The 24,758-nt window shown below is 50.4% G+C and carries 23 protein-coding genes and 1 pseudogene; 8 read left to right on the top strand and 16 right to left on the bottom strand.

The window, feature by feature from the left end; genetic code table 11:
* The first annotated feature begins 3 nt into the window (after positions 1-3).
* Positions 4-366, top strand: a complete 363-nt coding sequence (locus KK083_RS25205; RefSeq protein ID WP_254168636.1) for a hypothetical protein — start codon at positions 4-6, stop codon at positions 364-366.
* Positions 367-377: 11 nt separating this feature from the next.
* A complete protein-coding gene (locus tag KK083_RS25200) occupies positions 378-1,199 on the top strand; it encodes a ThuA domain-containing protein (RefSeq protein ID WP_254168634.1) in 822 nt (273 codons plus the stop codon).
* 75 nt (positions 1,200-1,274) lie between these two features.
* On the opposite strand, the gene KK083_RS25195 is transcribed toward KK083_RS25200, so the two are convergent.
* The gene (locus KK083_RS25195) at positions 1,275-3,029 is read right to left on the bottom strand and encodes a patatin-like phospholipase family protein (protein WP_254168632.1); all 1,755 of its coding nucleotides are present in this window, start codon (positions 3,027-3,029) and stop codon (positions 1,275-1,277) included.
* Positions 3,030-3,207: 178 nt separating this feature from the next.
* Positions 3,208-5,967 carry a DNA ligase D gene (gene ligD / locus KK083_RS25190; RefSeq protein WP_254168630.1) on the bottom strand — a complete coding sequence of 920 codons (2,760 nt, stop codon included), beginning with the start codon at positions 5,965-5,967 and terminating at the stop codon, positions 3,208-3,210.
* A gap of 179 nt (positions 5,968-6,146) precedes the next feature.
* Between ligD and KK083_RS25185 the strand changes: the two genes are divergently transcribed.
* Positions 6,147-6,425: a hypothetical protein gene (locus KK083_RS25185; protein WP_254168628.1), complete on the top strand. Its 279-nt coding sequence runs from the start codon at positions 6,147-6,149 to the stop codon at positions 6,423-6,425.
* A 145-nt stretch (positions 6,426-6,570) separates the two neighbouring features.
* Here KK083_RS25185 and KK083_RS25180 read toward each other — a convergent pair whose 3' ends face one another.
* The gene (locus KK083_RS25180; protein WP_254168627.1) at positions 6,571-7,044 is read right to left on the bottom strand and encodes a hypothetical protein; all 474 of its coding nucleotides are present in this window, start codon (positions 7,042-7,044) and stop codon (positions 6,571-6,573) included.
* An 87-nt stretch (positions 7,045-7,131) separates the two neighbouring features.
* Here KK083_RS25180 and KK083_RS25175 point away from each other — a divergent pair, with 87 nt between their 5' ends.
* Positions 7,132-7,353 (top strand): hypothetical protein, encoded by a 222-nt coding sequence (locus KK083_RS25175; protein ID WP_254168625.1) that lies wholly within the window; start codon positions 7,132-7,134, stop codon positions 7,351-7,353.
* Positions 7,354-7,685: 332 nt separating this feature from the next.
* Here KK083_RS25175 and KK083_RS25170 read toward each other — a convergent pair whose 3' ends face one another.
* From KK083_RS25170 to KK083_RS25150, 5 genes are all read right to left on the bottom strand, one after another.
* The gene (locus KK083_RS25170) at positions 7,686-8,279 is read right to left on the bottom strand and encodes a porin family protein (RefSeq protein WP_254168623.1); all 594 of its coding nucleotides are present in this window, start codon (positions 8,277-8,279) and stop codon (positions 7,686-7,688) included.
* 148 nt (positions 8,280-8,427) lie between these two features.
* Positions 8,428-9,030, bottom strand: coding sequence for a hypothetical protein (locus KK083_RS25165; RefSeq protein WP_254168621.1), 603 nt, complete (start codon positions 9,028-9,030; stop codon positions 8,428-8,430).
* Complete coding sequence (locus tag KK083_RS25160; protein WP_254168619.1) at positions 9,027-9,299, bottom strand: hypothetical protein; 273 nt, start codon at positions 9,297-9,299, stop codon at positions 9,027-9,029. The genes KK083_RS25165 and KK083_RS25160 overlap by 4 nt, the downstream gene beginning before the upstream one ends.
* A 69-nt stretch (positions 9,300-9,368) precedes the next feature.
* Positions 9,369-9,911, bottom strand: a complete 543-nt coding sequence (locus KK083_RS25155; RefSeq protein WP_254168617.1) for a PIG-L deacetylase family protein — start codon at positions 9,909-9,911, stop codon at positions 9,369-9,371.
* A gap of 244 nt (positions 9,912-10,155) precedes the next feature.
* Positions 10,156-11,493: an AGE family epimerase/isomerase gene (locus KK083_RS25150; protein ID WP_254168615.1), complete on the bottom strand. Its 1,338-nt coding sequence runs from the start codon at positions 11,491-11,493 to the stop codon at positions 10,156-10,158.
* 488 nt (positions 11,494-11,981) lie between these two features.
* On the opposite strand from KK083_RS25150, the gene KK083_RS25145 reads away from it, so the two are divergent.
* The 3 genes from KK083_RS25145 to KK083_RS25140 all read left to right on the top strand — a co-directional run bounded on the left by KK083_RS25145 (position 11,982) and on the right by KK083_RS25140 (position 13,068).
* Complete coding sequence (locus tag KK083_RS25145) at positions 11,982-12,188, top strand: hypothetical protein (RefSeq protein WP_254168613.1); 207 nt, start codon at positions 11,982-11,984, stop codon at positions 12,186-12,188.
* A gap of 69 nt (positions 12,189-12,257) precedes the next feature.
* Positions 12,258-12,596 carry a SemiSWEET family sugar transporter gene (locus tag KK083_RS32790; RefSeq protein ID WP_369074978.1) on the top strand — a complete coding sequence of 113 codons (339 nt, stop codon included), beginning with the start codon at positions 12,258-12,260 and terminating at the stop codon, positions 12,594-12,596.
* 76 nt (positions 12,597-12,672) lie between these two features.
* Positions 12,673-13,068 carry a hypothetical protein gene (locus KK083_RS25140; RefSeq protein WP_254168611.1) on the top strand — a complete coding sequence of 132 codons (396 nt, stop codon included), beginning with the start codon at positions 12,673-12,675 and terminating at the stop codon, positions 13,066-13,068.
* Positions 13,069-13,071: 3 nt separating this feature from the next.
* Here the strand turns inward: KK083_RS25140 and KK083_RS25135 are convergent, their stop codons facing one another.
* From KK083_RS25135 to KK083_RS25115, 5 genes are all read right to left on the bottom strand, one after another.
* Positions 13,072-15,216, bottom strand: coding sequence for a xanthine dehydrogenase family protein molybdopterin-binding subunit (locus KK083_RS25135; RefSeq protein ID WP_254168610.1), 2,145 nt, complete (start codon positions 15,214-15,216; stop codon positions 13,072-13,074).
* Entirely contained in the window at positions 15,213-15,683 is a 471-nt protein-coding gene (locus KK083_RS25130; protein WP_254168608.1) for a (2Fe-2S)-binding protein, read from the bottom strand. The genes KK083_RS25135 and KK083_RS25130 overlap by 4 nt, the downstream gene beginning before the upstream one ends.
* A gap of 247 nt (positions 15,684-15,930) precedes the next feature.
* Positions 15,931-16,704: a 3-ketoacyl-ACP reductase gene (locus KK083_RS25125; protein WP_254168606.1), complete on the bottom strand. Its 774-nt coding sequence runs from the start codon at positions 16,702-16,704 to the stop codon at positions 15,931-15,933.
* Position 16,705: 1 nt separating this feature from the next.
* Positions 16,706-18,157, bottom strand: a complete 1,452-nt coding sequence (locus tag KK083_RS25120; RefSeq protein ID WP_254168604.1) for an oxidoreductase — start codon at positions 18,155-18,157, stop codon at positions 16,706-16,708.
* Positions 18,158-18,315: 158 nt separating this feature from the next.
* Entirely contained in the window at positions 18,316-19,692 is a 1,377-nt protein-coding gene (locus KK083_RS25115) for a glycosyl hydrolase (protein ID WP_254168602.1), read from the bottom strand.
* 299 nt (positions 19,693-19,991) lie between these two features.
* Here KK083_RS25115 and KK083_RS25110 point away from each other — a divergent pair, with 299 nt between their 5' ends.
* Positions 19,992-22,391 carry an ABC transporter permease gene (locus tag KK083_RS25110; RefSeq protein WP_254168600.1) on the top strand — a complete coding sequence of 800 codons (2,400 nt, stop codon included), beginning with the start codon at positions 19,992-19,994 and terminating at the stop codon, positions 22,389-22,391.
* Positions 22,392-22,500: 109 nt separating this feature from the next.
* On the opposite strand, the gene KK083_RS25105 is transcribed toward KK083_RS25110, so the two are convergent.
* From KK083_RS25105 to KK083_RS25095, 3 genes and pseudogenes are all read right to left on the bottom strand, one after another.
* Entirely contained in the window at positions 22,501-23,022 is a 522-nt protein-coding gene (locus tag KK083_RS25105) for a hypothetical protein (RefSeq protein WP_254168598.1), read from the bottom strand.
* 56 nt (positions 23,023-23,078) lie between these two features.
* Positions 23,079-23,780, bottom strand: a complete 702-nt coding sequence (locus tag KK083_RS25100) for a DUF1444 family protein (RefSeq protein ID WP_254168596.1) — start codon at positions 23,778-23,780, stop codon at positions 23,079-23,081.
* Between the two features lie 404 nt (positions 23,781-24,184).
* Positions 24,185-24,565 (bottom strand): annotated as a pseudogene (locus tag KK083_RS25095) (helix-turn-helix domain-containing protein); the annotation flags it as partial.
* Positions 24,566-24,758: the final 193 nt, after the last annotated feature.

The following is a 24,758-nucleotide window of genomic DNA, read 5'->3' as shown; positions in this document are numbered from 1 at the left end:
CCTATGACACGGACCTTACTTCAGCTCGCTTGTTTCATTGTACTGCTCTCCTGCACCGATCACAAACTTCTGCCCGACCCCATGGCCACCGCCTGTGACAAATGCGGAAAATCACAAGCCGAAATGGAGTGGCTGGGAACACTTATCGAAAATGCCAAAACCAACGCAGGCCAGATGGGCGACATCTACGCTGTGCCTTATGACGGAAACACTTTCTTTATACATCAGCCGGTGATCATGAGCTGCCTTGGCTGCTATGTATATGATTGCGAGGGCAACCTGATCGAATATACTGCCGTAGATAGACAAAAGCTCCTGTCAGGCATGAACAAATCAAACCTGATCTTCAGATCAACCATCGAGTGAGCGCCATATCCATGAAGCGAAGCGTTATCATCTTTTGCGCACTGTGCATTTCGATAGCTGCCATCGCACAAAAAAGCAAGACACCGAAGTTCAATGTGATCGCTTTCTACACGGCTAAAAACGACCAGGCACACATCAGCTTTGTGAACGAAGCCAACACGTGGTTTGCGTCCATGGCAGATAAGTATCACTTCACCTATTATGCAACCTCAAACTGGAATGAGCTTACCACGGCATCGTTGCGTTACCAGGTGGTGCTTTTTCTGGATACGCGCCCCGAAGCCGTTGAGCAAAGAGAGGCCTTTCAGCGATACATGGAAGGTGGCGGCGCCTGGATGGGATTTCATTTTGCAGGTTTTGCGTTGACGCCCTCCACCTACCCGCAGAACTGGGACTGGTATCACAACCAGTTCCTGGGATCAGGTGAGTATAAAAGCAACACCTGGAGGCCCACATCGGCAGTGCTGCGTGTGGAAGACAAAAGACATCCTGCCACGAAACGGCTATCCGAAACATTCAAGTCTTCTCCCAACGAATGGTATTGCTGGAAAAATGACCTGAGGGACAATCCCGATATCCAGATCCTTTTATCGATCGACTCCACGAGCTTTCCCCTCGGTACCGGTCCCAAACCTCACGAGATCTGGCACAGCGGCTACTACCCCGTAGTGTGGACCAACAAGAACTACCGGATGGTCTATGTGAACATGGGCCACAACGACATAGACTACGAGAACAAAACCAACAAACAGCTGTCGTCCACGTTTGGCAGTGAGCCTCAGAATAGACTGATCATAAATTGCCTACTGTGGCTGGGGAGCAGTAAACGGTAATCGGTAACCGGTAATCGGTTTTTGAGTTACACTAACGCTTACTGATCACTGATTACCTGATTACCCGATTACTGATTACAGATTACCGATTACTAATTCACCATTTTCCATGGCAGCGCGCTTACCTGCATCAACCGGCGGATCAACTTTTTTCACCGGTGAGAAACCCCTGGCGTTCAACAGGTGATGATCTGCCAGCGATTGTTTGATCATATCCATCATCACGCCGGCAAGCTTGCGCCTGAGCACCACGTGGCTCCCGATCCTGATCAGCAGTTTGGTCATGAAGTTGTAGGGCGCCAGGTTCATGATGAGGGCATGGGCGCGTGCTTTGATCTCTCCCCTGAAGCGCTCGATCTCAGGCTCTATACGCACAGGCCAGTCTGAGCCCGACGAGAATATGGGCATGTACTTCCGTTCTTTCCGCGGCGAAAGCACGGGGATAATGGGCAGGCTTGCTTCACGGTCTGTACGCGAGTAAAAACGTTTCTTCTCGTCGTCCGTGAGATCCGCATATCCCTGCGTGATGATATTGGAGCTGCTGGCGGGAACGGTGAAGTGGTCGCGCAGAAATTTTTCGCAGTTGGCGCGTCCCAAAAAATAATCATGGATGCGGAACTCCTTGTGAAAGAAACCGCTGAATCCTCCGAAGGCACCACAGGCAATGGCGCCGGCACCGGCCTCGTCTCTTTTTCCACCGTCAACGAGTGGGATCCTGCGCACGGGTGTGATAAGAAACTGTCCTGCCTTGCCAGAGGCCATGGCGTCTTCAAGGTGCTGGGGTTTCACGCGAACCTGGTTGACGAGCGCTGTGAGCGTGCTGCCGATCACGTGAAAGAGCTTGTTGCTGTCGTTATACACCGGTGGCTTGCTGGGAAACGGATCCACCATCAGCACGGTGCTGGTAAAACGGTTGTAATCGTTGTACTCCAGCGGTCCCTGACCAGTGATGGAAACGAGCACCTTGCGTACTTTTTCAAAAGGTTCATTGTTGATGATTCCGCCATCGACGTTGAGCGCTTCATACGGGTCGTGCACAACGGGACTCACACTGGTCACATCCTTCATCCATTCGTTATCGTTCATGAACACTTTCGGCCGGCTCACAGCACGTGCGCGAAGTCCCACGGGAAAAGCGCCAGTAGCCATGGCAGCGTCGGCGGCAAGTTCAGCGTTCAGTCCTGTTTTGAAATCGAGCGGGATCCATCCGTCGCCGGCATACCGGGTTGTATTCAGCTGGAAGTTCACATAGTCGTTGTGGCGGGTCACGCAGTACTTGTCGGGCTCCTGGTTCACACCCAGAAAATCGATGTTGTAAGAGATGCCGCGCAGGCTGGTGAGCGTGTTGAACACTTTCAGGTTGTGATCAAAATACGGGCGGTCTATCCACTGGCTGGTATCAACACGCAGGGCGCGGTCTGCGATGGCATCGATAAAAGACGAGTTGAACAGCGACAGGATGTTGCCGGCGCTGATGTCGTCTGTATTCAGCAGGAAGGGGAACATATCGCGATGGATCATATCCACCCATGAGTGCCAGAGCTTGTTATCGTTATGTTCCTGAAAGAAACGCGTGGGATCGATCCGTGACACCGGTTTGATCGGATTGTTGATGGCACTGGCGGTGATGATGCCCGTCATTCCTCCCGCAGAGGCGCCGCCGATCACAGGGATCTTCACCCGGTGCTGTGGAATGCCGGGCTGATCTCTTTTCGACTCCCAGTCGTCAAGCGCTTCGATGAGAAAATCCATCACACCGGCCGTATAGGCGCCGGCGGAAACTGCGCCTGCCATGCACAGGCCTACATAGAAGGGTTGGTTCTGGCTCATGTTGGTCTAATGATTTTGAAGGGAAAGATACATGAACATAAAACCCATCCCGTCTTCCGGCACGCGAAAAACGGGATGGGCTTCTCTTATATCCGAATGTATCGAAACGCCGCGGCAAATGCAAGGGCCGTTATGGAAACACGCAAGTTACGCTTCGAGGTGAAAAGAAATTCGATGTCTAAACACCTGCATCTTTAAAAGCCTGGTGCATGGCTTTGAGGGCCGTTTTCATGTTAACACCCTCACCCAGCACACCTTCAAACAGATCACCCGTCTCTTTCAGTCTCGACATCGCATTTTTGATGGTGAAGTCCAGGATGTTAAGCCCCTTCTTCACTTCATCCCAATGCAGGGGCATCGACACCGGTGCGCCTGGTTTCGGGCGCAGGGAATAAGGCCCTGCCAGGGTTGCCTGCGGACGGTTCTGAAGAAAATCAAGATACATGTTTCCCTTCCGGTCTGACACCTTTCGCTCGATGCTTGTGAATGACGGGATCTGACTGTGCACGATCTTCACCAGCGCGCGGGCAAATTCCTTTGAATCTTCATAGGTGTATTTTGCGCCCAGGGGAATAAAGATGTGCAGTCCCGTTGATCCGGAAGTCTTGCACCACGAGGGAATCTCCAACGCATCCAGTACCTGTTTCGTTACCTGCGCAGCTTCGATCACCTGGTCGAACGTATTGCGTTTGTCGGGATCAAGATCGATGATACACCAGTCCGGGTGATCAGGGCTTTGCACGCGGCTGCTCCACGGGTTCATCTCGATGCAACCCAGCGAGGCAATGTATAACAGGCTCGCCTCGTCTGTACAAACCATAAAATGTTTCTGGCGCTGATCGCCTTCACTGAAGTACTTGTACGTTTCGATCCAACCCGGCACCTTCCCGGTGACGTCTTTTTGATAAAAGCTTTCGCCGTGGATGCCGTTGGGAAAACGGTTCAGCGTTTGCGGCCTGTCTTTCATATACGGGAGCATGTACGGCGCAACCTGGTAATAATAATTCAGCATGTCGCGTTTGGTGATGCCGATCTCGGGCCAGAAGACCTTGCTCAGGTTGGTGAATTTCAGCTCATGGCCATTGATGTTACGCACCTGCGTTTCGTCCGTGGGATTCAGCAATGTTTTTCGCTCGCGCTTGCCCACAGCGGTGATGATCTGCGGAGCGCCTCCGTTCTCTTGTACAATCTCTTCTGCTGGCACCGGCTGTTCCCGCTTCACATCTTTGACGTTTTTATCTTCACGCAGTCCTCTGAACGAAGGGTGGCGCATGCTTCCATCTGCACCCGTTGACCGGTACGCTACTTCCGCCACGAGCTTCGGCTTCAGCCACGTTACTTCTGCTTTCGGCGGATTGGGACGGAAGCGCGAAGGTTTGTTATAATCGGGTGTAACAGCAAAAGGGCAAACAGAGGTCTCCAGTGGCTTCATCTTCTCCAGCAACTCTTTCTGCATGGCGGTGGTGAAGCCCGTGCCCACGGGACCGATGGAGACCAGCTTACCCTGCTCATAAACACCCATCAGCAAGGCGCTGAAAAGTTTGGAGGTGTTCTCGTTGCGTGTGTATCCTCCGATGACCGCTTCCTGGTGCTTTTCTGTTTTGATCTTCAGCCAGTTTTTGGAACGTGCATCGGGTGTATAGACACTATCGGCTTTTTTGGCCAGCATGCCCTCGAGGTCCATCCTGTTGGCCATCTGAAAGAATTCCGTTCCGTTGATCGCGAAGCTCTCACTCAGGCGAAGCATATCGTGCTGTGGCAGGATCTGTTTCAGGGTCTCCTTTCGCTCGGCGAGTGGCACTTTCATCAGGTCATAACCGTCGAGCCAGAGGATATCGAACATGTAATAGATGAGCTGTCCATCGGCCTCGCTGCGCCATTCCTGCAGCGCATTGAAATCAGGAATACCTTTTTCATTTACCACAATGATCTCACCATCTACCACTGCATTTACGGGCCACTGCTTCAGAGCATCGAGCACGGGGTAAAATTTGGCGCTCATGTCTTTGTTGTTCCGTGACCTGATCTCCGCATCGCCTTTTTGCAGATAACTGATGGCGCGAAAACCATCCCACTTCACTTCATAGAGCCATCCCTCCTGGTCAAAAGGTTTATCTACCAACGTAGCCAGCATCGGCATCACGTCTTTCGGCATGGCAGATTTTTTCTTTTTGCTGATGGATGCCAGCACATCTTTTACGGCGGTGCCAGGATCTTTTTTAGGAGAGGATCTTGCAGTAGAGGGCGTGATGGTTTTGCGGGCGGATTTTTTCGCCGTCGCTTTCTTTGCTGTTTTTTGGGGTGTTGTTTTTTTAGCGGCGCGGGTGGAGGTGCGATTACTTTTCCACGTCTTCGCCTCATCGTCTTCCGCCAGCTCTTCGATGGTCTTACCGGAAACAACGGACTTATCCTGTAAAGTAACATCTTCATCACCGGCAAAGGCATCGCGGTGTTTGATGAGCAGCCATGCGTTGGCATCTTTTCCTTTCATGCGCACCAGGGCAAACTCACCTTTCAGCTTTTCGCCGTTCATCCTGAATTTCAGCGAGCCTGCCTCAAGCTGTTTCAGCAGGATCTTTTCCTGCTCCGCCCTGGTACCGGTGGCTTCCAGTGGTTCATAGGTGCCTTCATCCCAGATGATCACGGTGCCGGCGCCATAGTTGCCCGGGGGAATGGTGCCCTCGAAATCTTTATAATCATAAGGGTGATCTTCCACCATCATGGCCAGCCGCTTGTCTGCCGGATTCAGCGATGGTCCTTTCGGTACCGCCCAGCTTTTCAGCACCCCCTCCATTTCGAGGCGAAAATCATAATGCAGTCGCGAGGCAGCATGTTTCTGGACCACAAAGTGCAATTGCTGCTTTTTTGAAGACTTCCCCCCTGCCGGCTCCGGCGTCTTTTTGAAGGATCGTTTTCGTTTGTATTCTGTCAGTCCCATGCCTTCCTATGAAATAATTTAATGCCAGGGATTTAGAGTCCACGGTCGACAGACCACGGCAGTATCGTCTATTGTCGAGGTTGACTCTTCCTGCCGTGGACGGTGGACCATCGTCTGTGGACTGATTTTTTGTAACCTTTTCCAGGAATGGGGGTAATACTGTCAAAAATCGGGATTTTATGAAAACTTTACAGATCATACTCCTCATCACCGGAATACTGGTTGCGGGGATCGCCTTCAATACGGTTGCTCAAAGTAATGAACCTGCCGTGGCCAGAGAACAGCTTGCCTTCAATCAGGAGAAACAGAAAGACAAGGACAAGGATAAAATGGACAAGGAAAAGAATAAGCCGGAGAAGATGGACAAGGAGAAGAACAAGCCGGAGAAGATGAGCAAAGAGAAGAATAAGAATAAGAATAAAAATAAAAACAAGAATAAAGACAAGCAGAAGGCTTGAATCAGTTGACAATTGACAAACATACAATTGACAACTATCAAATAATAGAGAAAGTACTCGGATTCAAGTAACCGACCTTTGTCAACTGCTATTTGTCAACTGCCTACTAACCTGCCGTGGAAAGTGGGCCGTCGTCTGTGGACTCTTAAAGTACCTTCACCTCACGTTCATAATCCGCCTGAAGGTCTTCGGGCAACTTTTCAAAAATAGCATTGATCTTCTTCAGCTGCTGCTGATAAAGGTTGTACAGTACCGTTCCGGGTTGCAGCGGGACACGTGCCTCCTTCACTTTGGTGCAAAAAAAGATGCGTATCTCAAGCTCGGTCTGTTTTATTCCTGAATATCTGATCTGCCTGTCGGCGAACCTCAGGATCTTGCGCAGCGTTTTTTTGATAAAATAGGTATTGCCGCCTTTGGGCAGCGTTGTGAACAGCTCCGTGATATCTTCCTTCACATTCTCGATATAAGCCTGCTCATTGTCCGCCTCATAGAGCAGGTAGGTGAGCAACTCGGTGTTCTCTTTTTTATACCGGGCCAGGCGTATGCAAATCTTCCGCACCGTATCCTCATCGGCAGCCTGAAGGTCTTTCCTGATCTCGTTCAGTGAAGCAGCTTTCATGTGCCAAATTAAACGCTTTTTGACTGCAACTCAATCTTTTGCGTTCCACACCATCGCTCGCTGGCGCAGCAATGATTATCTTTGCTTATGGAACCGTGGCTAAATCTACTGGAAGAGACCAAAACCCACTTCAGCGAAGGGGCGCGATCGGTCAAAGCCTATACAAACGATAAAACGTATATCATTACCCGCGCACGGGAAGCAGAACAATTCTGGGTAACGGTAGAAGAACCCGGTTTTCCCAAGATCAAAACCGCTTCGCTGGAAACGTATTTCAGTGAGGTGTTTGGGATTGAAGCACATTATTGAATCAGTTGACAATTGACAACCGGCATTCGCCGGGGCAGTTGACAACGGGTCGCCCTGATTGACGGGCATTGTCCATAGCCTTCTTCGGAGACCGTCCTCCAGAGCGGTGCTGGTGTGATGGCCCGTGGGAGCGAAGGATCCCCGGAAACTTACCGCGTACCTGATTCGAGCGCATGTTTCATAAAGTGCGCTCCGTCATCAGGGGATTCTTCACGCCCACAGCCGGCCACACATGCTTCGTTCAGAATAACGGAACGGGGCGGGAACGGCCATCAATAAAAAAACCTCCCGTGCATACACACAGGAGGTCCAGCAAAAAATACAGATATAAGCTACTGCAAAAAATTCCATCCGAGTGAGATGAGGAAGATCCTGCTTTTGGCAGGGTCGCCATTCACTTCATCGTTGATGTCTTTTACCCCGATGTTATAACGTACGTCGAGGCCCAGTCCGAAGCCGAAATCATAACCGCCGCCCAGGGAAATGGAGACGTCGCTGCTCTTGTAGGAGTCTTTGATATCTTCTTTGATGCTACCGAAGGCGTTCTGGTACTTTCTTTCACCGTCGAGCAAGAACCCGAATTGTGGTCCAGCCTGAATATTCAGTCCGCCGATCGGGTAGAACTTCAAGATCACGGGAATGCTCAGGTAGGTAAAACTTTCCTCCACTTTTCCCAGCGAGAAAGTACCTTCGCCGCGTTGGGTAAATAATAAAACTTCGGGCTGGATGGCTACCTTGTCTACCCTGCCCCGCATGAAGATCCCGGCGTGAAATCCCGTGCGTGAATCGTATGATGCATCGGGGTCATCGAGCTTCAGCGAAGTGAGGTTAACACCGCCCTTGAGACCGAAGGCTGCCTGTGCCGATGCCAGCTCAGCGCCCATAACCAGTGTGCAGATCATTACCACCTTAAACAATAGTTTCATAGATCGTTTGATTTGTTTTAATTCTTAAACGGATACCGGTCTCATCAGGCAACAAAACTATACCAGCTGTAAAGACTGTAAAAACCGTTCAACGGCAGTATCGGTAACTCGTTGTTTTGGCGGGAATGATTTTTGTAGTAGTGCTCTTCTAGCTTTTCACCAGCGATCTGAGCCTCCTCAACAGATATAATAGAATATAACCGGTCAGTGTAATGACGAGAAGGAATTTAACCGTTGCCGGAAATGCAAAAGCATCACTGGGGATATCTTCTCCCGAGATAAACCTCCACATAAAAAAGTTTTCGATGGCATCGAGCAGGCCCGCCACCAGTGCGAGCTGAACAAACACAAATGTTGTCCTGGTCACGGGCTGATCCGGGAGCTTGAACGGGTCGATCCTCACCACACACACGATGAAGAACAGCGTATAGGCCATTAAAAACCACAGGTCATCCAGGATGTTCTTTTGGGCCGTGTGAATGACAGAAATGTCACCGGGCGCGGCGACTGTTGGATCCGATATGATATTCCCATGGCTGCAGGAAGCGCGCTGCCATTCATTCCTGATCGTATCGGCATCGCGTTGGTCCCATGCGAGCTCAAGGGAAACGATGGCAAAGGGAGCTGAGGTAGTTTTCAGGCAACGTCCTGACCAGCTTACGAGAAACCCTGTGAGCACCATCAATACGATCGCAAGCCACAGCCAGGTGCGGGGCCATCTCCTGACCGTATTGAAAAAGAGCATCATCATTTTTTGAGCATGGGGAACAATCGTTGAATGTCTTTTTCGCCGGGCTGCACACCGTATTCACAGATCTCGAACGCTTCGGCATGTTGCACCTGCGCGGCTCTCTCCTTTCCGTAAGCAGCTTCGAGCTTTGCCCGCACTTCCGGTGTGATTCTCACGGCGCGGTTGGTAGCAAGCCACTTCTTACGTTCCACTTTATCCGCCGGCACTTTATCGAGATAGCCGCCGATCCAGGGAAGCCATTCATAAAACTGCGACTCATGTGCATCCATCGCGTGGATCTTTTTATCGAACACGGCGCTGATGTCAATGGCAATGTCAGGCCTGAAAGGATTGGGGCGTTAAAAGAAGTCCTGGAAGTAGAGGAACACCGGGTTCTTTTTCAGGGGCGGTGTATCGGCAGCCACATTGGGCACGGCCACCATGTAGGCAGCATCTTGTACCAGAACGCCTGTATAGCGATGATCGGGATGATAATCATTGGGCCTGGGCGCTATCACAACATCCGCGTTCCATTCCCTGATCTTGCGGATGATCTGAAGACGAACGTCAAGTGTGGGCAGCAATTCACCGTCGTGGTTGGCAAGCACATCGTACTCAACACCGAACCGTTTTCCCGCTTCTTTGGCTTCGGCCAGTCTTCGTTTCGCCAGCATGCCACCACCCTCTGACTGGTGGCCGGCGTCTCCATTGGTGACCGACACAAATTTTACAGCATAGCCCATGGAAGCCAGCAAGATCGCTGTACCGCCTCCTTTCTGATCACAATCATCGGGGTGGGCACCGATCATGATGATGCGCACGGGCGAAGTTTGCGCTGAGAGCTGAGCTCCGGAAAATACGGCGAAACAGATCAGCGCGTGAATAAGGGTTCTTCGGATCATAGGTTATTAGGTGTCATGGTTTCACAATACATACATGTATCAGTCGATGGTCCATGGTCCATAGTCCATAGTCCATAGTCCATAGTCTATGGCAGCATCAATCGATGGTCCATGGTCCACAGTCCATGGCAATGCGATGTTAATTTTCATTGGATCGTTGGATCATTACATACTTTCGGAAGACAGTACTACCCGGCCATGGACTATGAACCATCGACCATTGACTTTGCCTACTACACATTGCCTATTGCCTACTGCTCCTCAGTCGTTTCACGCAATTTGAAAGCGCCCTGTACTGGTGATAGGAAGCTTTCCAGATGTGGCCTTTCAGTGCTTTTTTTTGCTCCGGCTCTTTGTCAAGCCCGCCCTGGTACCACTCCCCATTCTCGTGATCGATCAGGTTGTTATCGACGTAGCGCCAGAGCATCGTGAACTTTTCAAAATACTTCCGCTCATCGTTTGGGAACAGGTCGGCCATCATCAGCAACGTATTCAGTCCTTCGGCTTGCGCCCACCAGTTCTTTGTATCCTTTATAATGGTGATGCCCGGCTTATCCCTGAAGTAGTAGCCTTCGTCATAGAACCCTCCTGCCGTTTGATCCCATCCATTCTGCAAAGCATGATCGACCATTCGTTTAGCAACCGTGAGTGTGGCGGTATCATTTTCCAAACCCGCAACGTGAGACGCTTCCAGCATGAGAAAGGCGGTTTCCACATCGTGCCCGAAAGAGACATGATCGAGGCCCCGGTGCCGCAGCACAGTAGCTTCTGACGAATCCCTGAATGTTACCGGGGTCCAATCGGGCTGAAAGAAAAGTACGAGGTATCCTTTTTCTGTGGTGATCGTATCCCTGATCAGCGTGAGCATTTCCAGGAGCCGTTCTTTCACCAGCGGGTCAGGCCACGCCTGGTAAAGCTCTGTAAAAGCCTCCAGCAGGTGAATGGAGCTGTTCTGATCTTTGTATCCCAGCTCTGCGGCAGAAGGTGTGGTGTCATCGCGCTTCACGATGGTGCCATCCCTGTTCAGGTGCTGAAAATAACCTTTCAGCTTCGCATCGTGGCTGTGCTTCTCAAGCCAGCGAAAGGTTTCCTTCGCCAGCGCCAGCGCCGATGTATCCTGGAAGGCCAGGTAATAAGCCGACAGCGCATAGATACCAAATGCATTTCCGTATGCCGTTTTTTGTTCATCCTTCACTTTTCCCGTACGGTCGACCAGCGTGTAAAAACCTCCATACGTTTGGTCCCACATCACCTCTTTGAGAAACTTCAGTCCATGCGCTGCGCTTCGCCGGTAGTCTTCCGTGCCCGGATAGTCAGTAAATGCTTTTGAGCTTGTCCACACATGCCTCGCCTGGGTCACGATCATCTTATCCTGCGGCCCGGTTGGCTTGAACGTTGCATCGAAAGTAGTGATGTAACCGCCGTACTCCTGGTCGATCACTGCCGGATACCATTTGTTCAACAGCTCGTTCTTTGCCGAATGCTCCATGGCATCCGCCAGGGCAAGCCGTTCGGTGGCCTCCGGAACAGCCTTACAAGACGACAATAGGATCAGTATAACGGCGGGGCGTATCAGGCGCATGAGTTGAGGTTTACTCATTCAATATAAGCAAGTTTACCGGGATATGCCCGCTTCGAACACTGGTTGCCAGTTGCCGGTTGCAAGTTGCCGGTTCGACCGGTGTAGTCGTCACGGGTAAGCTCCGATGCAGGAACGTCCCAGTCAAGGTGATCACTCCATCAACTTTAAACTTTAAACTTTAAACTTGAAGCCCACCCAGTGAGCACGAAGCAGCGCTTACTGTTTTTGTTTGTAAGTAAATGCATAATTCGTCAATATTTGATCATAAATTTTTTCCGTAGTAAAATCTACATCCGGCCAAATGAGTTAAGAAGCCTTGCGGAGAGCACCGGTATATGGCATACGGTCGCCTGCCGGTAACGTGAAACAGATCGATTGGGATTACCGCTTACAACGTATGTTTTAAAATAAACCTATGTGGCGAAGGCAGGTGATCAAGTAGTATTTTTGAAAACCGATTCATTGTTCTACTCAAATTTTTGTTCCCTATGAAAAACTTCACTGTTCTGGGCCTCGCCATCGTTTTAGTGGGGGTGATGTTGTATGCCGGAATCAATGGCATGATGCGCAACCATTCTTACGGACCTTTCTTTATCTTCCTTGCCGCCTGTACGGCTACAGGTCTTTCAATCGACATTAATAAATGGATGAAAGAAAGAATAAGAAGGGCAAACGCGCGCAAGTTCGGACGGTAATTTTTTCTCGAGATATTTTCTATACCTAAGGTTTACCGATAACCTCAACTTGTACTGTCCTGGTAATTTTTGTCGGCTCTGGCATCATTTTTTAAGCAGCTATTGCGTTTATATGCGAGCCTTTTGAACCAGGATCATAGTACAACAGAATGGGTTGGTGTTATTGCTGGAATTTTTACCGCTGCGTCATTGCTCCCGCAACTGATCAGGCTTGTGCGTAATAAAAAGGCGGAGGACATCTCACTTTTTTTCCTGATCATTTTGTTTTGCGGTCTTGGTCTCTGGGTCTGGTACGGGTTTCTACGTAGTGACATCCCGATCATTGCAACCAATGCCTTTTCGCTGCTGGTAAACACCGCGATGATCATCTTAGGAATAAAATATAAGCGAAAAAGGTACAGGAGTTAGGCCGGCCGGGTGACCATGAACAACAATTTGGTATAAAGATTGAACTGAGAGAGATACAAACCTTGTTAGATAAGTCATGTTACCGTTAAAGATCTATACCCGTAAAAGGATATTCAATTATTATACGGGATTATCATTCTTCATTTTCATCTGGATCTCGAAGCTGACGAAAGACGAAACGCGCCTGGTGCGCCACGAGAAGATCCATTTTTTACAACAGGTAGAGATGCTTTTCATTTTCCATTGGCTGTTGTATGCTTACTTCTACATTGTATCACGCGCCAAGGGTCACGGACATTACGTTGCCTACCGCTACAATCCGTTCGAGATCGAAGCGTATGACAACGAGCATGACGTGAATTATCTGAAAACCCGCGGATATTTTGCATGGGCCGGATACGTAAGAAAATACCACGAATTCCTTTCACGGAATTTCGAAGGTCTCCCACGTACCCGGAACACGATCTACTAGAACTTACCTGTTCCTGTCTACCTGATCGCTGAGCAGCGTTGCCAGTGACAAGGGCAGTCTTCTGATGCGTTGACCCGTAGCATTGAAAATAGCGTTGTTCACAGCAGCAGCTACCGGTGGAAGTCCTGGCTCTCCAAGACCTTGCGGATTTTCATTGCTGTCGATAAACCTCACTTCAATGGCCGGAGCATCGGGCATGCGGATCAGCTTGTAAGTATTGAAGTTCTTCTGAACGGTAGCTCCTTTTTCGAAGAGCAGCTCACCGTATAATGCGTGGCCCAGGCCATCGATGATACCTCCTTCCACCTGCGTTTCTGCACCGCTGAGGTTGATCACCCTTCCACAATCGATGGCACAATAGATCTTGTGCACTTTCAGCTTTCCACCCGTGATGGAGATCTCCGCCACCTGGGCAGCATAACTCCCGAATGAAAAGTGTGAAGCAAAACCTTTAAAGATACCTTTGCCTGCTGGTGTGCCCCACTTGCCCATTTCTGCAGCCAGTTTGATCACAGCTTTATAACGGTCTACATCATAAGTAAGCTTGCCGGCAGGATTGCTCTTGGCGCGATCCAGCAGCTCGAGCCTGAACGCCACGGTATCTTTCTTCAGCTCGGTGGCGATCTCGTCCAAGAAGCTTTCTTCGGAGAATGCGAGGAAGTTATGATTGGGCGCACGCCACGGCCCTGTTGATATAGCAGAGTTCAGCCTGTGACTGTCAACCCTGAAGTTAGGAATGGCACCGGCGGGGAAATTATCCTGTCGCGATGCGTTGTCCTGGTTCACTGACGACGCCACGAGATACCATGCGGAAAGCTCATTGTTCTGATCAATGGCCGCGCGATATCGGTACATGCCCGCAGGACGGTAATATCCACCCTGCATATCATCTTCACGGGTCCACATCACCTGCACGGGCGATTTTGCAAGTTGTGAGATCTTCGCGGCTTCGATGGCGTAATCGGCCTGAAGGCGCCGACCAAAGCCTCCACCGATGCGCGACACACCCACACTGATCTTATCTTCACCAATGTTCAATGCTTTTGCCACTTCTGCCCTGACCCGCGCCGGCACCTGGGTAGAACCATACAGCTCCACCTTGTCGTCGCGTACGTCAGCAAAAAAGTTCATCGGTTCCAGGGGTGCGTGCGGCAGGAAGGGCGCTTCGAAAACGCTCTCCAGCACTTTCTTTGCACCTGCCAGCGCCTGCTCTGCATCGCCATCGGTACGTTTGGGTATCTCATGCTTTTGCTGGGTAAGCTTCTTCAGATTTTCCTGGTGCTCAGCCGTGCTTTCGAGGGCAACTTCATCTTCCCATTCGATCTTCAACGCATCGCGACCTTTCTTCGCTTCCCAAGTGGAGGTGGCCAGCACCGCGATCTTGTTATCGAAGCTGACAACGTTCTTCACACCCGGCAACGCCCTGGCTGCTGTATCATCGAACGACTTCAGCTTTTTGCCAAACGCCGCGGGACGTGCCACCATCACATACAGCATGCCTTCTCTCTTTGTATCAATGCCGAAAGGCTGCTTGCCTGTGGCGATCTTTTTATTGTCTACGTTGGGGATGCGTTTGCCGATGAGCTTGTAGTCTTTCGGATCCTTGAGTGTTACTTCTGTGGGAACTGTCATGCCGGATGCCTTCGAGGCGAGCGCGCCATACTCAAGCTTTTTACCGGAGGGCTTATGGATCACCCAACCGTTTTCGGTGACGCATTCATCGGGACTTACATTCCACGTCTGGGCTGCTGCATCCACCAGCATTTTTCTGGCGGCGGCTCCTGCTTTGCGGAACGGTTCCCAACTACTTCTGACCGAGCCACTGCCGCCCGCCGACTGCCGGCTGAACTTCACGGTGTCCAGCGGAGCTTGTTCGATCACTACCTTTTGCCAATCTACATCGAGCTCTTCGGCCACCAGCATCGGCAGCGAAGTCTTAACGCCCTGGCCGATCTCCGGGTTGGTCGCCATCAATGTGACAATGCCATTGGAAGCGATCTTGATATAAGCATTTGGCGCAAACAACACATCTTCTGCTACTGTACCTGCCAGCACTTTGTCAAGGCCGTTGAAGGCCAGCATAAGTCCTCCGCCAGCCAGTGTGCTGACCTTGAGGAATGATCTTCTTGAAACGATTGAAGCGCTCATGATTTACCTCCTTTCTTTGCCGCCGCTGCATGGATGGCAGTACGGATGCGTTTATAGGTTCCACAACGGCAGATGTTGCCTGCCATGGCTGTATCGATATCCTGGTCGGTAGGCTGAGGTTTGCGTTTCAGCAACGCGGCTGCAGACATGATCTGGCCAGCCTGGCAATAGCCACACTGGGGAACGTCAGCTTCATCCCAGGCAAGCTGTACGGGATGGTCTCCTTTCTCAGACAAGCCTTCGATGGTGGTGATCTTGTTATTTCCCACCGATGACACGGGGAGGCTGCATGACCGCACCGCATTATCGTTGAGATGAACGGTACAGGCACCACACTGCGCAATGCCACATCCGAACTTCGTTCCTGTCATTCCGAGGGTATCACGCAATACCCACAACAGGGGCGTATCCGGAGATACCTCCACCTGAACTTTTTTTCCATTGACCTGGAGATTGTATTGTGCCATGACGATGATGGTTTAATTAGACTACATCAATAGACGCAGGGAAGGTAACGAATCCCCGAATGAAAAACACGGAAAAATGGTTACCGGTTGCCAGTTTCCGGTTGCCAGTTCAGGAAGGTGACGGGACAACGGGCGTACTATCGAAGCTAATTAATGAATTAGTCTCGGATAAGAGAATATTAACACAACTCCTGGCACACTTGGGGCGCCCCAACCGGCCACCTGGCAACCGGTAACTGGCAACCGTTCAAAGCCTGCGCACCCCCATTCCACCATCCGGTGAGATCACCTGGCCAGTGGCATAGGGTATGTCACCGCGGGCGAGGGCGGCTACGATCCGGCCGATGTCTTCGGGTCTCCCCCACCGTTTTTCGAGGGTAAGGCCTTCGCCGATAAGTTTGTCGTATTTTTCTTTAACACCCGAGGTCATGTCGGTCTCGATGATGCCCGGCCTCACTTCATACACGGGGATATTGACCTCACCCAGTGCGGTAGCAAACAGCTTGGTCATCATACCCAAGCCTGCTTTCGACAGGCAATATTCAGCGCGGTTGATCGAAGCTACCTCAGCCGAAATGGACGTAATGCTGATGATACACGCTTCGGCATGCGGATCGGCCTGTTTGGTTGCACGCATGCGCCTGGCCACCTCCTGCGTGAGGAAGAACGTTCCTTTCAGGTTGATGTTCATGAGATAGTCATACGCGTCTTCGGTGAGCGCGAGAATGTCGTTCCGAACCTTCGGAGCAATGCCCGCATTGTTGACGAGCACATTGATCGTTCTAAAATGAGCGTAAGCTTTTTCAACGATCCGCGTACGATCTTCGGCCTCACCGATATTTCCCTGGCAGTAGATAACCTCTGCGTTGTACCGTTGTCTAAGATTGTCGAGCGCCGCGGTTGCTTCTTTCTCCTCTCTCACGCCATTGATGGCAAGGTTAAAACCTTCTTTCGCCAGCGCTTCGGCAATGCCGTAACCGATGCCCCTGCTTCCCCCGGTGATGAGTGCGGCCTTCTTCATATTATTTTTCGGCTTTAATTTCTTTCAACTGCGCTGCTTCGGGAAGGGCTTTATAAAAGTCGTCCAGCGGAAAACATCCCGACAGCATGCCATTCCTCGGCGCCGTGGTACAGTCAGAGAAAGTGCGGCAGATCTGATCACGTTTCAATGTGCGCCCCTGCAGAATATCATCCGGCATCTCGGGGTAAGATAACACCATGCGGCCAAGACCAACAAAATCCGCCATATCATTATTGAGCACATTTTGCCCAACGTAAGGAAGCCACTCCTGCAAATATGAGTAAGCCGAGCCCACAATGGCCAGGCCGGGGAATGCCTTTTTGATCTCAGCGGTTACCTGGAGCTGTCGCGCCACACCTGCAAACGGATCTTCGGGCGGCTGATATCCGTCAGAGGGCGGGAACAGTGCAGGCCGCTGAATGTGTGGATTGTAATAAGGGCTTCCTGCTGTGATGCAGACAAGCTGAATGCCCAGCGATTCGAGAAGCTTCAGGAACCTGAAGGTCTCACTCAGGTCGTGATGCGTGCCTGAGCTATCGCAGCCAAAACCATAATTGTAAGCGGTACCGTTGGATTGTTCCGGCACCCCCATGCTATCGTCACCTTTTTTGAAAGGCACCCAATCGAAAGCGCTTAGCCGTACCGAGATCTCGAGGCCCGGTGCTGCGCTCTTAATACCATCGACGATGGAAGTAAGAAAACGCGTACGGTTCTCGAAGCTGCCACCGTATCTGCCCTCGCGTGTGCGGGCGCTCAGGAACTCGTGACCCAGATATCCATGGCAGTGTTTGATATCCACAAAGTGATAACCCGCCTGCTGCGCCATCACCGAGGCGTTGATAAAACTTTCGATGAGCCTGTCGATGTACTCGTCTGTCATGACGGGATAGTCGTCACCCAGTCCGAATTTTTTATTCAGAAACGGATGCTTGTACAGGATCATCGGCTCCATTTTCTTCTTGTCGTTGGGCTTGCAGAACCGGCCCGAGTGAGTCAGCTGAAGGCCTATCACGAGATCGTCGGTTTTGCCGAACCGCTCCTGGTGATTGACATAAAGAAGGTCAAGGAGCTTCTTGTATTCGTCGAGGTTGTTCTTATGAATGAGCAACTGGTTGGGATTCGCCCGTCCTTCATGGGCCACGGCCACTGCTTCACATCCCCACAATAATTTTGCACCGCTGATGGCAAAATTTTTCCATCGCCTTTTTGTAAAGTCAGTGGGCCGGCCGTCAGCAGTGCCATCCCAGCCTTCCATCGGCAGGATGCTGAAACGGTTCCCGACAACTCTGCCCGAGTTAAGCTTAAATGTTTTATGAAACGGTGATTGCTCCGGTGCCATAAGCGTTTCATCCAGGGGCAGGTCTACATTCAGCGATTGAAGATAGGCCTTCAGATCACCCGCCGTTTTCAGCTGGGCAACACGTTTGTATTTAGGTTTATGTTTGGTGCTCATGGGTTAAAATGCATTTCACGCAAAGGGCGCCAAGAGAGCGCAAAGGACGCAAAGTATATTTGTAGCGTACCTCATTCCAATTCTATTTTTCCGTAGCAGTCTCTCTCGAGATTACTCCTACTCTTCTGACTCCTGGCTCCTGACTTCTGGCTTCTTTTTTACCTCGAACAATTAAAGAACGTATAATACTTCTCCTTCTTAATCAATCGCAAAATATACAACATCAATTCCCGCACATGGTAATCCCCCCACATGCTTGATTCGTCGCAGGGTACTTTGCGGCCTTTGGGGATGTTGTCCCAGCCGTTCGGACGATGATAGACAGAATGGAGGAGCAAACCTTCATGGTCTGTCCGGGTTGATAAATACGGTTCGGTTAGGAGGGTCTTGGCCACGTTCAGGCCGGCCTGGGTATATTGGGCTGCACTGGCGTCGTTCTTCTTCTGTAAATAATTTCCGAGGCGGAGCAATCCTTGCGCGGCGATGGCAGCGGCGGAGCTATCGACCGGCTCATGTTCGTTGTAGGGATCTGAAGTCTTGTTGAGGTAGTCGCCGAGGTTCACCAATCCCGGGGCACCGGTATCCCAGTAAGGTATGCCATCGGTGGCCGTGTTCCTGATGTAAAAGTCTGACGTTGCCCTGGCAGCCTTCAGCAATATTTTTACCAGCTCGTCTTTGCCGATCAGGGGCTTCAGCTCATCAGCGCTGATGGTTTCGAGGAACTCGAGCTCTTCGGCAAAACCGCACATGGCCCAGGCGAGTCCACGGGTCCAGGTGGTGAAGCCACTGAAACCCTGCTGTGAATTGGGACAGCGGTAGTTGCCATCGTTGATATTGAAGATACATTCGTGGGCTGTTCTGCCGGAGATGTCGTAATGGTCGCGGCCCTCGCCATAGAACACGGAATAGCGCGCGGTGGCTATCAGGTGTTTCACAGCACGCTCCAGCAGGCTGATCTTCACATCGTTCTCGCCACCCAACATGTGACCGAGCGCATGACTCAGCATAACGATGCGGCACGACCGAACGGTATCGACAAACAATGAATGCGGGCCGTTGAATGAATAGATATAGCCACCGTCTTTGATCGGGGTCCAGCGCATGGCCTGCACGGCGCCACTGCTCTTCAGGGCGAGCTCGTAAAAATTCTTTTCCCATTCATCGGCCTGCACTTTGCCTTCACGGATCAGCCTCAGCAGGTTGCCATAGGTGCTTGCGTTGTTGAATCCATGGTCGTGAACGCCTTCGTGGGTGATATGCGGCGCCATTTTTTCAACGGTGTTCTTCCGGCCGATCTCCAGGAACTGCGTATCGCCCGTGGCATCGAACTGAAGGATGGCCGATCCATACTGAAACCCTTGGGTCCATTCCGTCCATCCCCGGGTGGTGTACCTGCCGTTGACGGTGAAGACAGGGGCGCCCTGCTTCGTATCAAAATTTTTCTCTATGGCCAGTATTTTTTGTCCTGATACCTTCCAGAACTGATCAATCTGCTGCCGGAGCGATTCCGGTGTAACCTGAGCGTCTATCTTCATGTATTTCTGTATGGATTTAGCTTCGTTCCAAGGTTGGTTTTGATTCAACGAATCATTAAAAAACCGGAAATTTCCGGCATATCCAAGTTATTTTTTCAATAGACTCTAAATGGAGCAGTGTCCCCTAATACGAAGCAGCATTTGTTCCCGCTGATCTCGCAGATTTGCGCAGATTTTTAACGCCAAGGCTTCTGCGATAATCTGCGGAATCTGCGGGAAACAATACGGAGGCTAATATTATGTAAATTAGGGTAACCATCGGTTCGATAGTAAGTATTCCCTCAATCAACGTCTCTCCTATGATCAAAAACTATTTCTCCATCGCGTGGCGCAATATCCGGCAAAGTCCGCTGTACGCCTTCATCAACATCTTCAGCCTTGCCATCGGGCTGGCGTGCTGCATGGCCATCTACCTGTTCATTGCCGATGAACGGAGCTTTGACGCCTTCCATAGTAAGAGTCAGAACATCTACCGGCTGGATGAAGTGCAGAATTTCACGGGCACCAACCTTCAGAAGGTTGCGCTCTCCATGCCGGGCATGGGCCCAAACATCAAAGCGGAATTTCCTGAGGTGGAGACGTATACACGCTTCTGGAACGGCAGCAAGCAGCTTGTTGAAAAAAATGAAGACCGCTTCCTGATCGACAACGTAGCCACGGTCGACAGCACCTTTCTCGACGTTTTTGACTTTGCCCTTCTCCAGGGAGACCGCAATACGCTGCTGGATGAGCCCTACTGCATCGCCATCACAGAAGAAACCGCGCTGAAGTTCTTCAAGGATACGAACGAAGCCATGAACAATACGCTGAGGCTCGAAGGCCAGGACCACAAGATCACGGGCATCTTGAAAAATGTTCCGGAAACCTCCCACCTGCAGTTCGACATTCTGAGGTCGATGGCCAGCCGCATCCGCGAAAGGCCGGACTTCAACGACCGCTGGGGATCGAATTTTCTCAACACCTATTTTGTACTTCAGCCCAACGTCAACATCAAGGCTCTGGAAGAGAAGTTTCCCGCCTTCCTGCGCCGGCATATGGATGACCCCGAGATCAACAAACGTTACGTGTTGTTCCTGCAGCGCCTCGACGAGGTTCACCTTGCCTCCACCGATATAGAACATGATTACAACAACTACCGCAAGTTCAACGGTAAGTATCTGGACGTGTTTACTGTTGTAGGAATCTTCATCCTGCTGATCGCGGCCGTGAACTTTATGAACCTGACCACCGCCCGCGCCTCCCATCGCTGGAAGGAGATCGGCGTAAGGAAATCTGTGGGTGCTAAAAAACTGCAGCTGTTCATACAGTTCATCTTCGAGTCAACACTGCTGGCGTTGTTTGCGCTGGTGCTGGCCGTTGTGCTGGACCTGCTCTTCGTTCCGTTGCTCAACGGACTGATCGGTCGCCAGCTTTCGATGATGGGGTTATTCTCCGCTCCGGCTAACATCGGCCTCATGCTGCTGATCACAGCAGGCCTTGGTTTCCTTACGGGGATCTATCCTTCGTTGTATATGACATCCTTTAACATGGCGCGTGTACTGAAAGGAGGCGGTAAGGGCGAAGGAAGGTCCATCTTCCGGAGCAGCCTCGTGGTGGTGCAGTTCGGGCTGGCGCTGGCCATGATCGTGAGCACGTTCATTGTGGTGCAGCAGCTTTCATACATGAAGAACAAAGACATCGGCTTCGACAAAGATCAGATGTTGCTGGTAGATATGAACCAGGAAGCCAACCAAAAGTTTGAAACGCTAAAGAATGAATTGCTAAAAAGCAGGCATGTGCTCGGTGTCACCGCCTCGGGCCAGCGCCTCGGAAATAATTTTCACCAGTGGGGCTTCAAGGTAAAGGCTGACACCGGTGTGATGAACATCACCCCCAGCAACGTGAATGTTGATTACGATTACCTGAAAGTGTATGGCATCAAAGTGAAGGAGGGCCGTGGTTTTTCGAAAGACAACGTTACCGATAATGGCTTCGCTTTCGTCATTAACGAATCGCTTGCCAAAGAACTGGGTATGAAAGAGACCGTAGGCACACGCGCAGGTCATGCATGGTATCACAACGATTCACTCGGCACCATCATTGGCGTAACGGAAGACTTCAATTTCAACTCGCTTCACCACAAGATCAACACGCTGAGCATGGTAGTGCACCCCGATTGGGGCTACGACGAGCTTTCGGTAAAGATCGACGGCGCCAACGTTCAGGAAGCCGTAGCTGACGTGAAGAAGATCTGGGAACAACAGGTAACCAGTTTTCCCTTCAATCATTCGTTCCTTGACGAACATTTTGAAGTATTGTATCGCTCCGACCAGCAAATGAGCTCCGTGGTAACGATCATGGCAGCCCTGGCGATTCTCATCTCCTGTATGGGATTGTTCGGCCTCGCCGCCATCACCACCGAACGCAAAACGAAAGAGATCGGCATCCGCAAAGTGCTGGGTGCAAGCGAGACACAGATCACGGTGTTGCTGTCGAAGAATTTTACAATGCTGATTGTGGTGTCATTTGTGTTGGCGAGTCCCTTGACTTATTTGCTGCTAACGCAATGGCTGGAGAGCTTTGCTTACCGGGTGGAGATCAATCCGCTACTCTTTTTACTGGGTGGTGTTGTGGCGTTGATCATAGCGTTGGTGACGATCAGTTATCATACACTGAGATCTGCGCGGGCGAACCCGGTGAAGGCGTTGCGGTACGAATGATGGAAGGTGGTTAGGGAACTAAGTTCCCGGTGGAGGCTTTGCTACCGAACCAGTTTTTTTAGAAGCGCCGGAAGAAACTTCCGCGCTAGTTGGAGGGTTTAACTGTTTACTAGAGCACATCAACAGGATCTAGTATGTAAGGTTGTGTCACGGATTGATCCTCTATTTTGATTCTTAAAAAAAGAGCCAATTCTTTTACGCCCCTTATAAGCTTTCTTTTATTTCTGTTTGTCATCAATTCCAACTCAATATTTTCATCATAAACCAGGTTAGCCGTAAAATCCCACAATCCATATCTGTGTGGTATACCGCCAGGAAGCGTGGCGGGGCCGCGCCGCGAAACATATTCACTACGGTCCTTGGTGATGACAATCCTGTCGATCATTTTAAATCGCCTTACTTTAACTCCAAAAGCAAAACCCAAAAAAGCGAAGTACTCCTTAATAGTTTTATTGCGCAGGTTTATTTCGGTGACATACCTGGTTGTCAAAAAAATGCTTCCCGCCAGGATCACAACGAATCCCCATAATATAATTGCGCTAAAGATCAGGTAAACGCCAAAGATCAGGAGGCATGGTGAAAGAAACACCAGTACGACCGGAAAATATGGAACGACTAAACTTTTCTTCATCACGTCAAATATACTTGATAATGCACCAAACCCTTTGAGGGTTTAGGATTGCGATGCTACCACAGCTCTTCCATCTGCTCAGGGGTATCCAGGAACAGGATCCATTTGCCGTTCTTCCTGATGTAGGTATTCTTGGTGAGCTGGATCCCGTCAGGAACCGACGCGTCGTACATCTGACTGGCAACGGGCCGCATGGTTCTGAAACTTTCCATCAGCTTCATGTCTGAAAAGAAGATGATGTTCTTGGCAGGTATGGACACGGCAATGGTATCTGATTTTACGATGTTCTTCGCATTGGTCTCCCAGAACTCATCCAGCAGCATCATGGACGGATTGAGGTTATTATCCATCTGGATACTATAGAAGGGTTTGATCGCGGGGTTCTGTTCAGAAAAGTCCATCACCTGGATCTTGCAGTTGGCGTTGACCTTGTTAACCAGGTTACGGATAGCAACTTTCTTGATGTCTTCAATGGTCAACCCAAATTCCGTCAGGTGCTTCTTCGAGATCATCTCGTAGTTATTGCCCATATCGAGTAAATAACACAAAACAATTCCATCCGAAATTTTCTCTGTCATGACGGGATTGTTAGCCATCGACAACTTGATCCTGGGATCGTCTTCGGATTTAATGACAGGAAAAATGCTCTGCCCGACATTGACGTAACCTTCCCTGCTTTTTTTAACTTCTTCCATGGAGGTATCCAGGCCTTTATTGTCAGGCTGGCTTTTACCAAATAGCTTGCTGAGGAAACTCATTTTATCTAATTGTTATTTTTTTTTGTGGGATGCGGTTTGACAGACTAAGTGCACCAAAGAGGCTGTTGGGTTCATGGAGATCGGGGCCTTAGTCACAAAGGAGTATTACTTTACTTGAATGCGAATCAATATAGAAATTCTGGTGAGATTGTGAAAGTGTAGGAAATGGCATTGCAGTGAGTTTGGGAACTAAGTTCCCGGAGAGGATCTGCTATCGAATTAGTTTTTAGAAAGCGCCGGAAGAAACTTCCGCGCTGGTTGGGGGGATTACTGCGTAAGTTATTTGAAAGCCTGTTATCTTGTTATGCACTCCGTTAGCCGGGGATTCTTCGCTACCCACAACCCGACACACATGCCCGCTCTGAGTGACGGAACCTCGTGGAGATGACTTCGAATAAAGAAAACTAAGCGCCCTTCCCCTCCAACATCCTTTGCATCAACGCTATCTTCTCATCCTTCTCTTTCAGCAGCGCCTCATACAACTTCCGGTTCTCATCATTCAGCCGTTTGATTTCATCGAGGGGATTGAAGGTACACTGATAGTGATTGATTCCGTTATTGGCTCCCTGGTTATTCGAGCCTTCGTAGTTATTCTGAATATTATAGATCGCCTTATCCTCATCAAAGTTCTTAATGGCTTCGGCGGGTACTTTGAGGGCGTGGGCAAGCTCTTCGAGCAGCTCGGGTTCTATCACTTCGCGTGTTTCTATGGTTGAGATCTTCTTCTGCGACCAGCCTTCACCCAGCAGCTCGGCGAGGGCTTCCTGTTTGATGCCCATCATCCCGCGGAAGCGTTTTGTGTCGGAGTTCTCAACAACCCTTTGAGGGTTTAGAACCCCTCAAAGGGTTGATTATCTAATTTGGCAATTCTCCTTTCTGGAGTTGAGAAGCGGTCTTGCCCTGAAATAAAATATGCGAAAACGGCCTCGTTTTGCCGCTGACAAATTTACGGCACACCTGATTTTTCTGCCAGTAGGT

The organism is Chryseosolibacter histidinae (genome assembly GCF_018598225.1).
In the GTDB taxonomy this organism is placed as follows: Bacteria; Bacteroidota; Bacteroidia; order Cytophagales; family Cyclobacteriaceae; genus Chryseosolibacter; species Chryseosolibacter histidini.
The sequence above is the reverse complement of the archived record's forward strand: the minus strand, read 5'-3'. Positions and strand labels throughout refer to the sequence as shown.

Bases quoted from the DNA above. Each gene is read 5' to 3' on its own strand.
- KK083_RS25160 (WP_254168619.1), bottom strand. From the start codon at position 9,299: ATGGATGCACATGAGTCGCAGTTTTATGAATGGCTTCCCTGGATCGGC.
- KK083_RS25170 (WP_254168623.1), bottom strand. From the start codon at position 8,279: ATGAAACTATTGTTTAAGGTGGTAATGATCTGCACACTGGTTATGGGC.
- KK083_RS25135 (WP_254168610.1), bottom strand. From the start codon at position 15,216: ATGAGCGCTTCAATCGTTTCAAGAAGATCATTCCTCAAGGTCAGCACA.
- KK083_RS25150 (WP_254168615.1), bottom strand. From the start codon at position 11,493: ATGCGCCTGATACGCCCCGCCGTTATACTGATCCTATTGTCGTCTTGT.
- KK083_RS25105 (WP_254168598.1), bottom strand. From the start codon at position 23,022: ATGAAGAAAAGTTTAGTCGTTCCATATTTTCCGGTCGTACTGGTGTTT.
- KK083_RS25205 (WP_254168636.1), top strand. From the start codon at position 4: ATGACACGGACCTTACTTCAGCTCGCTTGTTTCATTGTACTGCTCTCC.
- KK083_RS25110 (WP_254168600.1), top strand. From the start codon at position 19,992: ATGATCAAAAACTATTTCTCCATCGCGTGGCGCAATATCCGGCAAAGT.
- KK083_RS25115 (WP_254168602.1), bottom strand. From the start codon at position 19,692: ATGAAGATAGACGCTCAGGTTACACCGGAATCGCTCCGGCAGCAGATT.
- KK083_RS25125 (WP_254168606.1), bottom strand. From the start codon at position 16,704: ATGAAGAAGGCCGCACTCATCACCGGGGGAAGCAGGGGCATCGGTTAC.
- KK083_RS25200 (WP_254168634.1), top strand. From the start codon at position 378: ATGAAGCGAAGCGTTATCATCTTTTGCGCACTGTGCATTTCGATAGCT.
- KK083_RS25145 (WP_254168613.1), top strand. From the start codon at position 11,982: ATGAAAAACTTCACTGTTCTGGGCCTCGCCATCGTTTTAGTGGGGGTG.
- KK083_RS25185 (WP_254168628.1), top strand. From the start codon at position 6,147: ATGAAAACTTTACAGATCATACTCCTCATCACCGGAATACTGGTTGCG.
- KK083_RS25165 (WP_254168621.1), bottom strand. From the start codon at position 9,030: ATGATGATGCTCTTTTTCAATACGGTCAGGAGATGGCCCCGCACCTGG.
- KK083_RS25100 (WP_254168596.1), bottom strand. From the start codon at position 23,780: ATGAGTTTCCTCAGCAAGCTATTTGGTAAAAGCCAGCCTGACAATAAA.
- KK083_RS25155 (WP_254168617.1), bottom strand. From the start codon at position 9,911: ATGATCCGAAGAACCCTTATTCACGCGCTGATCTGTTTCGCCGTATTT.
- KK083_RS25195 (WP_254168632.1), bottom strand. From the start codon at position 3,029: ATGAGCCAGAACCAACCCTTCTATGTAGGCCTGTGCATGGCAGGCGCA.
- ligD (WP_254168630.1), bottom strand. From the start codon at position 5,967: ATGGGACTGACAGAATACAAACGAAAACGATCCTTCAAAAAGACGCCG.
- KK083_RS25140 (WP_254168611.1), top strand. From the start codon at position 12,673: ATGTTACCGTTAAAGATCTATACCCGTAAAAGGATATTCAATTATTAT.
- KK083_RS25120 (WP_254168604.1), bottom strand. From the start codon at position 18,157: ATGAGCACCAAACATAAACCTAAATACAAACGTGTTGCCCAGCTGAAA.
- KK083_RS25180 (WP_254168627.1), bottom strand. From the start codon at position 7,044: ATGAAAGCTGCTTCACTGAACGAGATCAGGAAAGACCTTCAGGCTGCC.
- KK083_RS25130 (WP_254168608.1), bottom strand. From the start codon at position 15,683: ATGGCACAATACAATCTCCAGGTCAATGGAAAAAAAGTTCAGGTGGAG.
- KK083_RS25175 (WP_254168625.1), top strand. From the start codon at position 7,132: ATGGAACCGTGGCTAAATCTACTGGAAGAGACCAAAACCCACTTCAGC.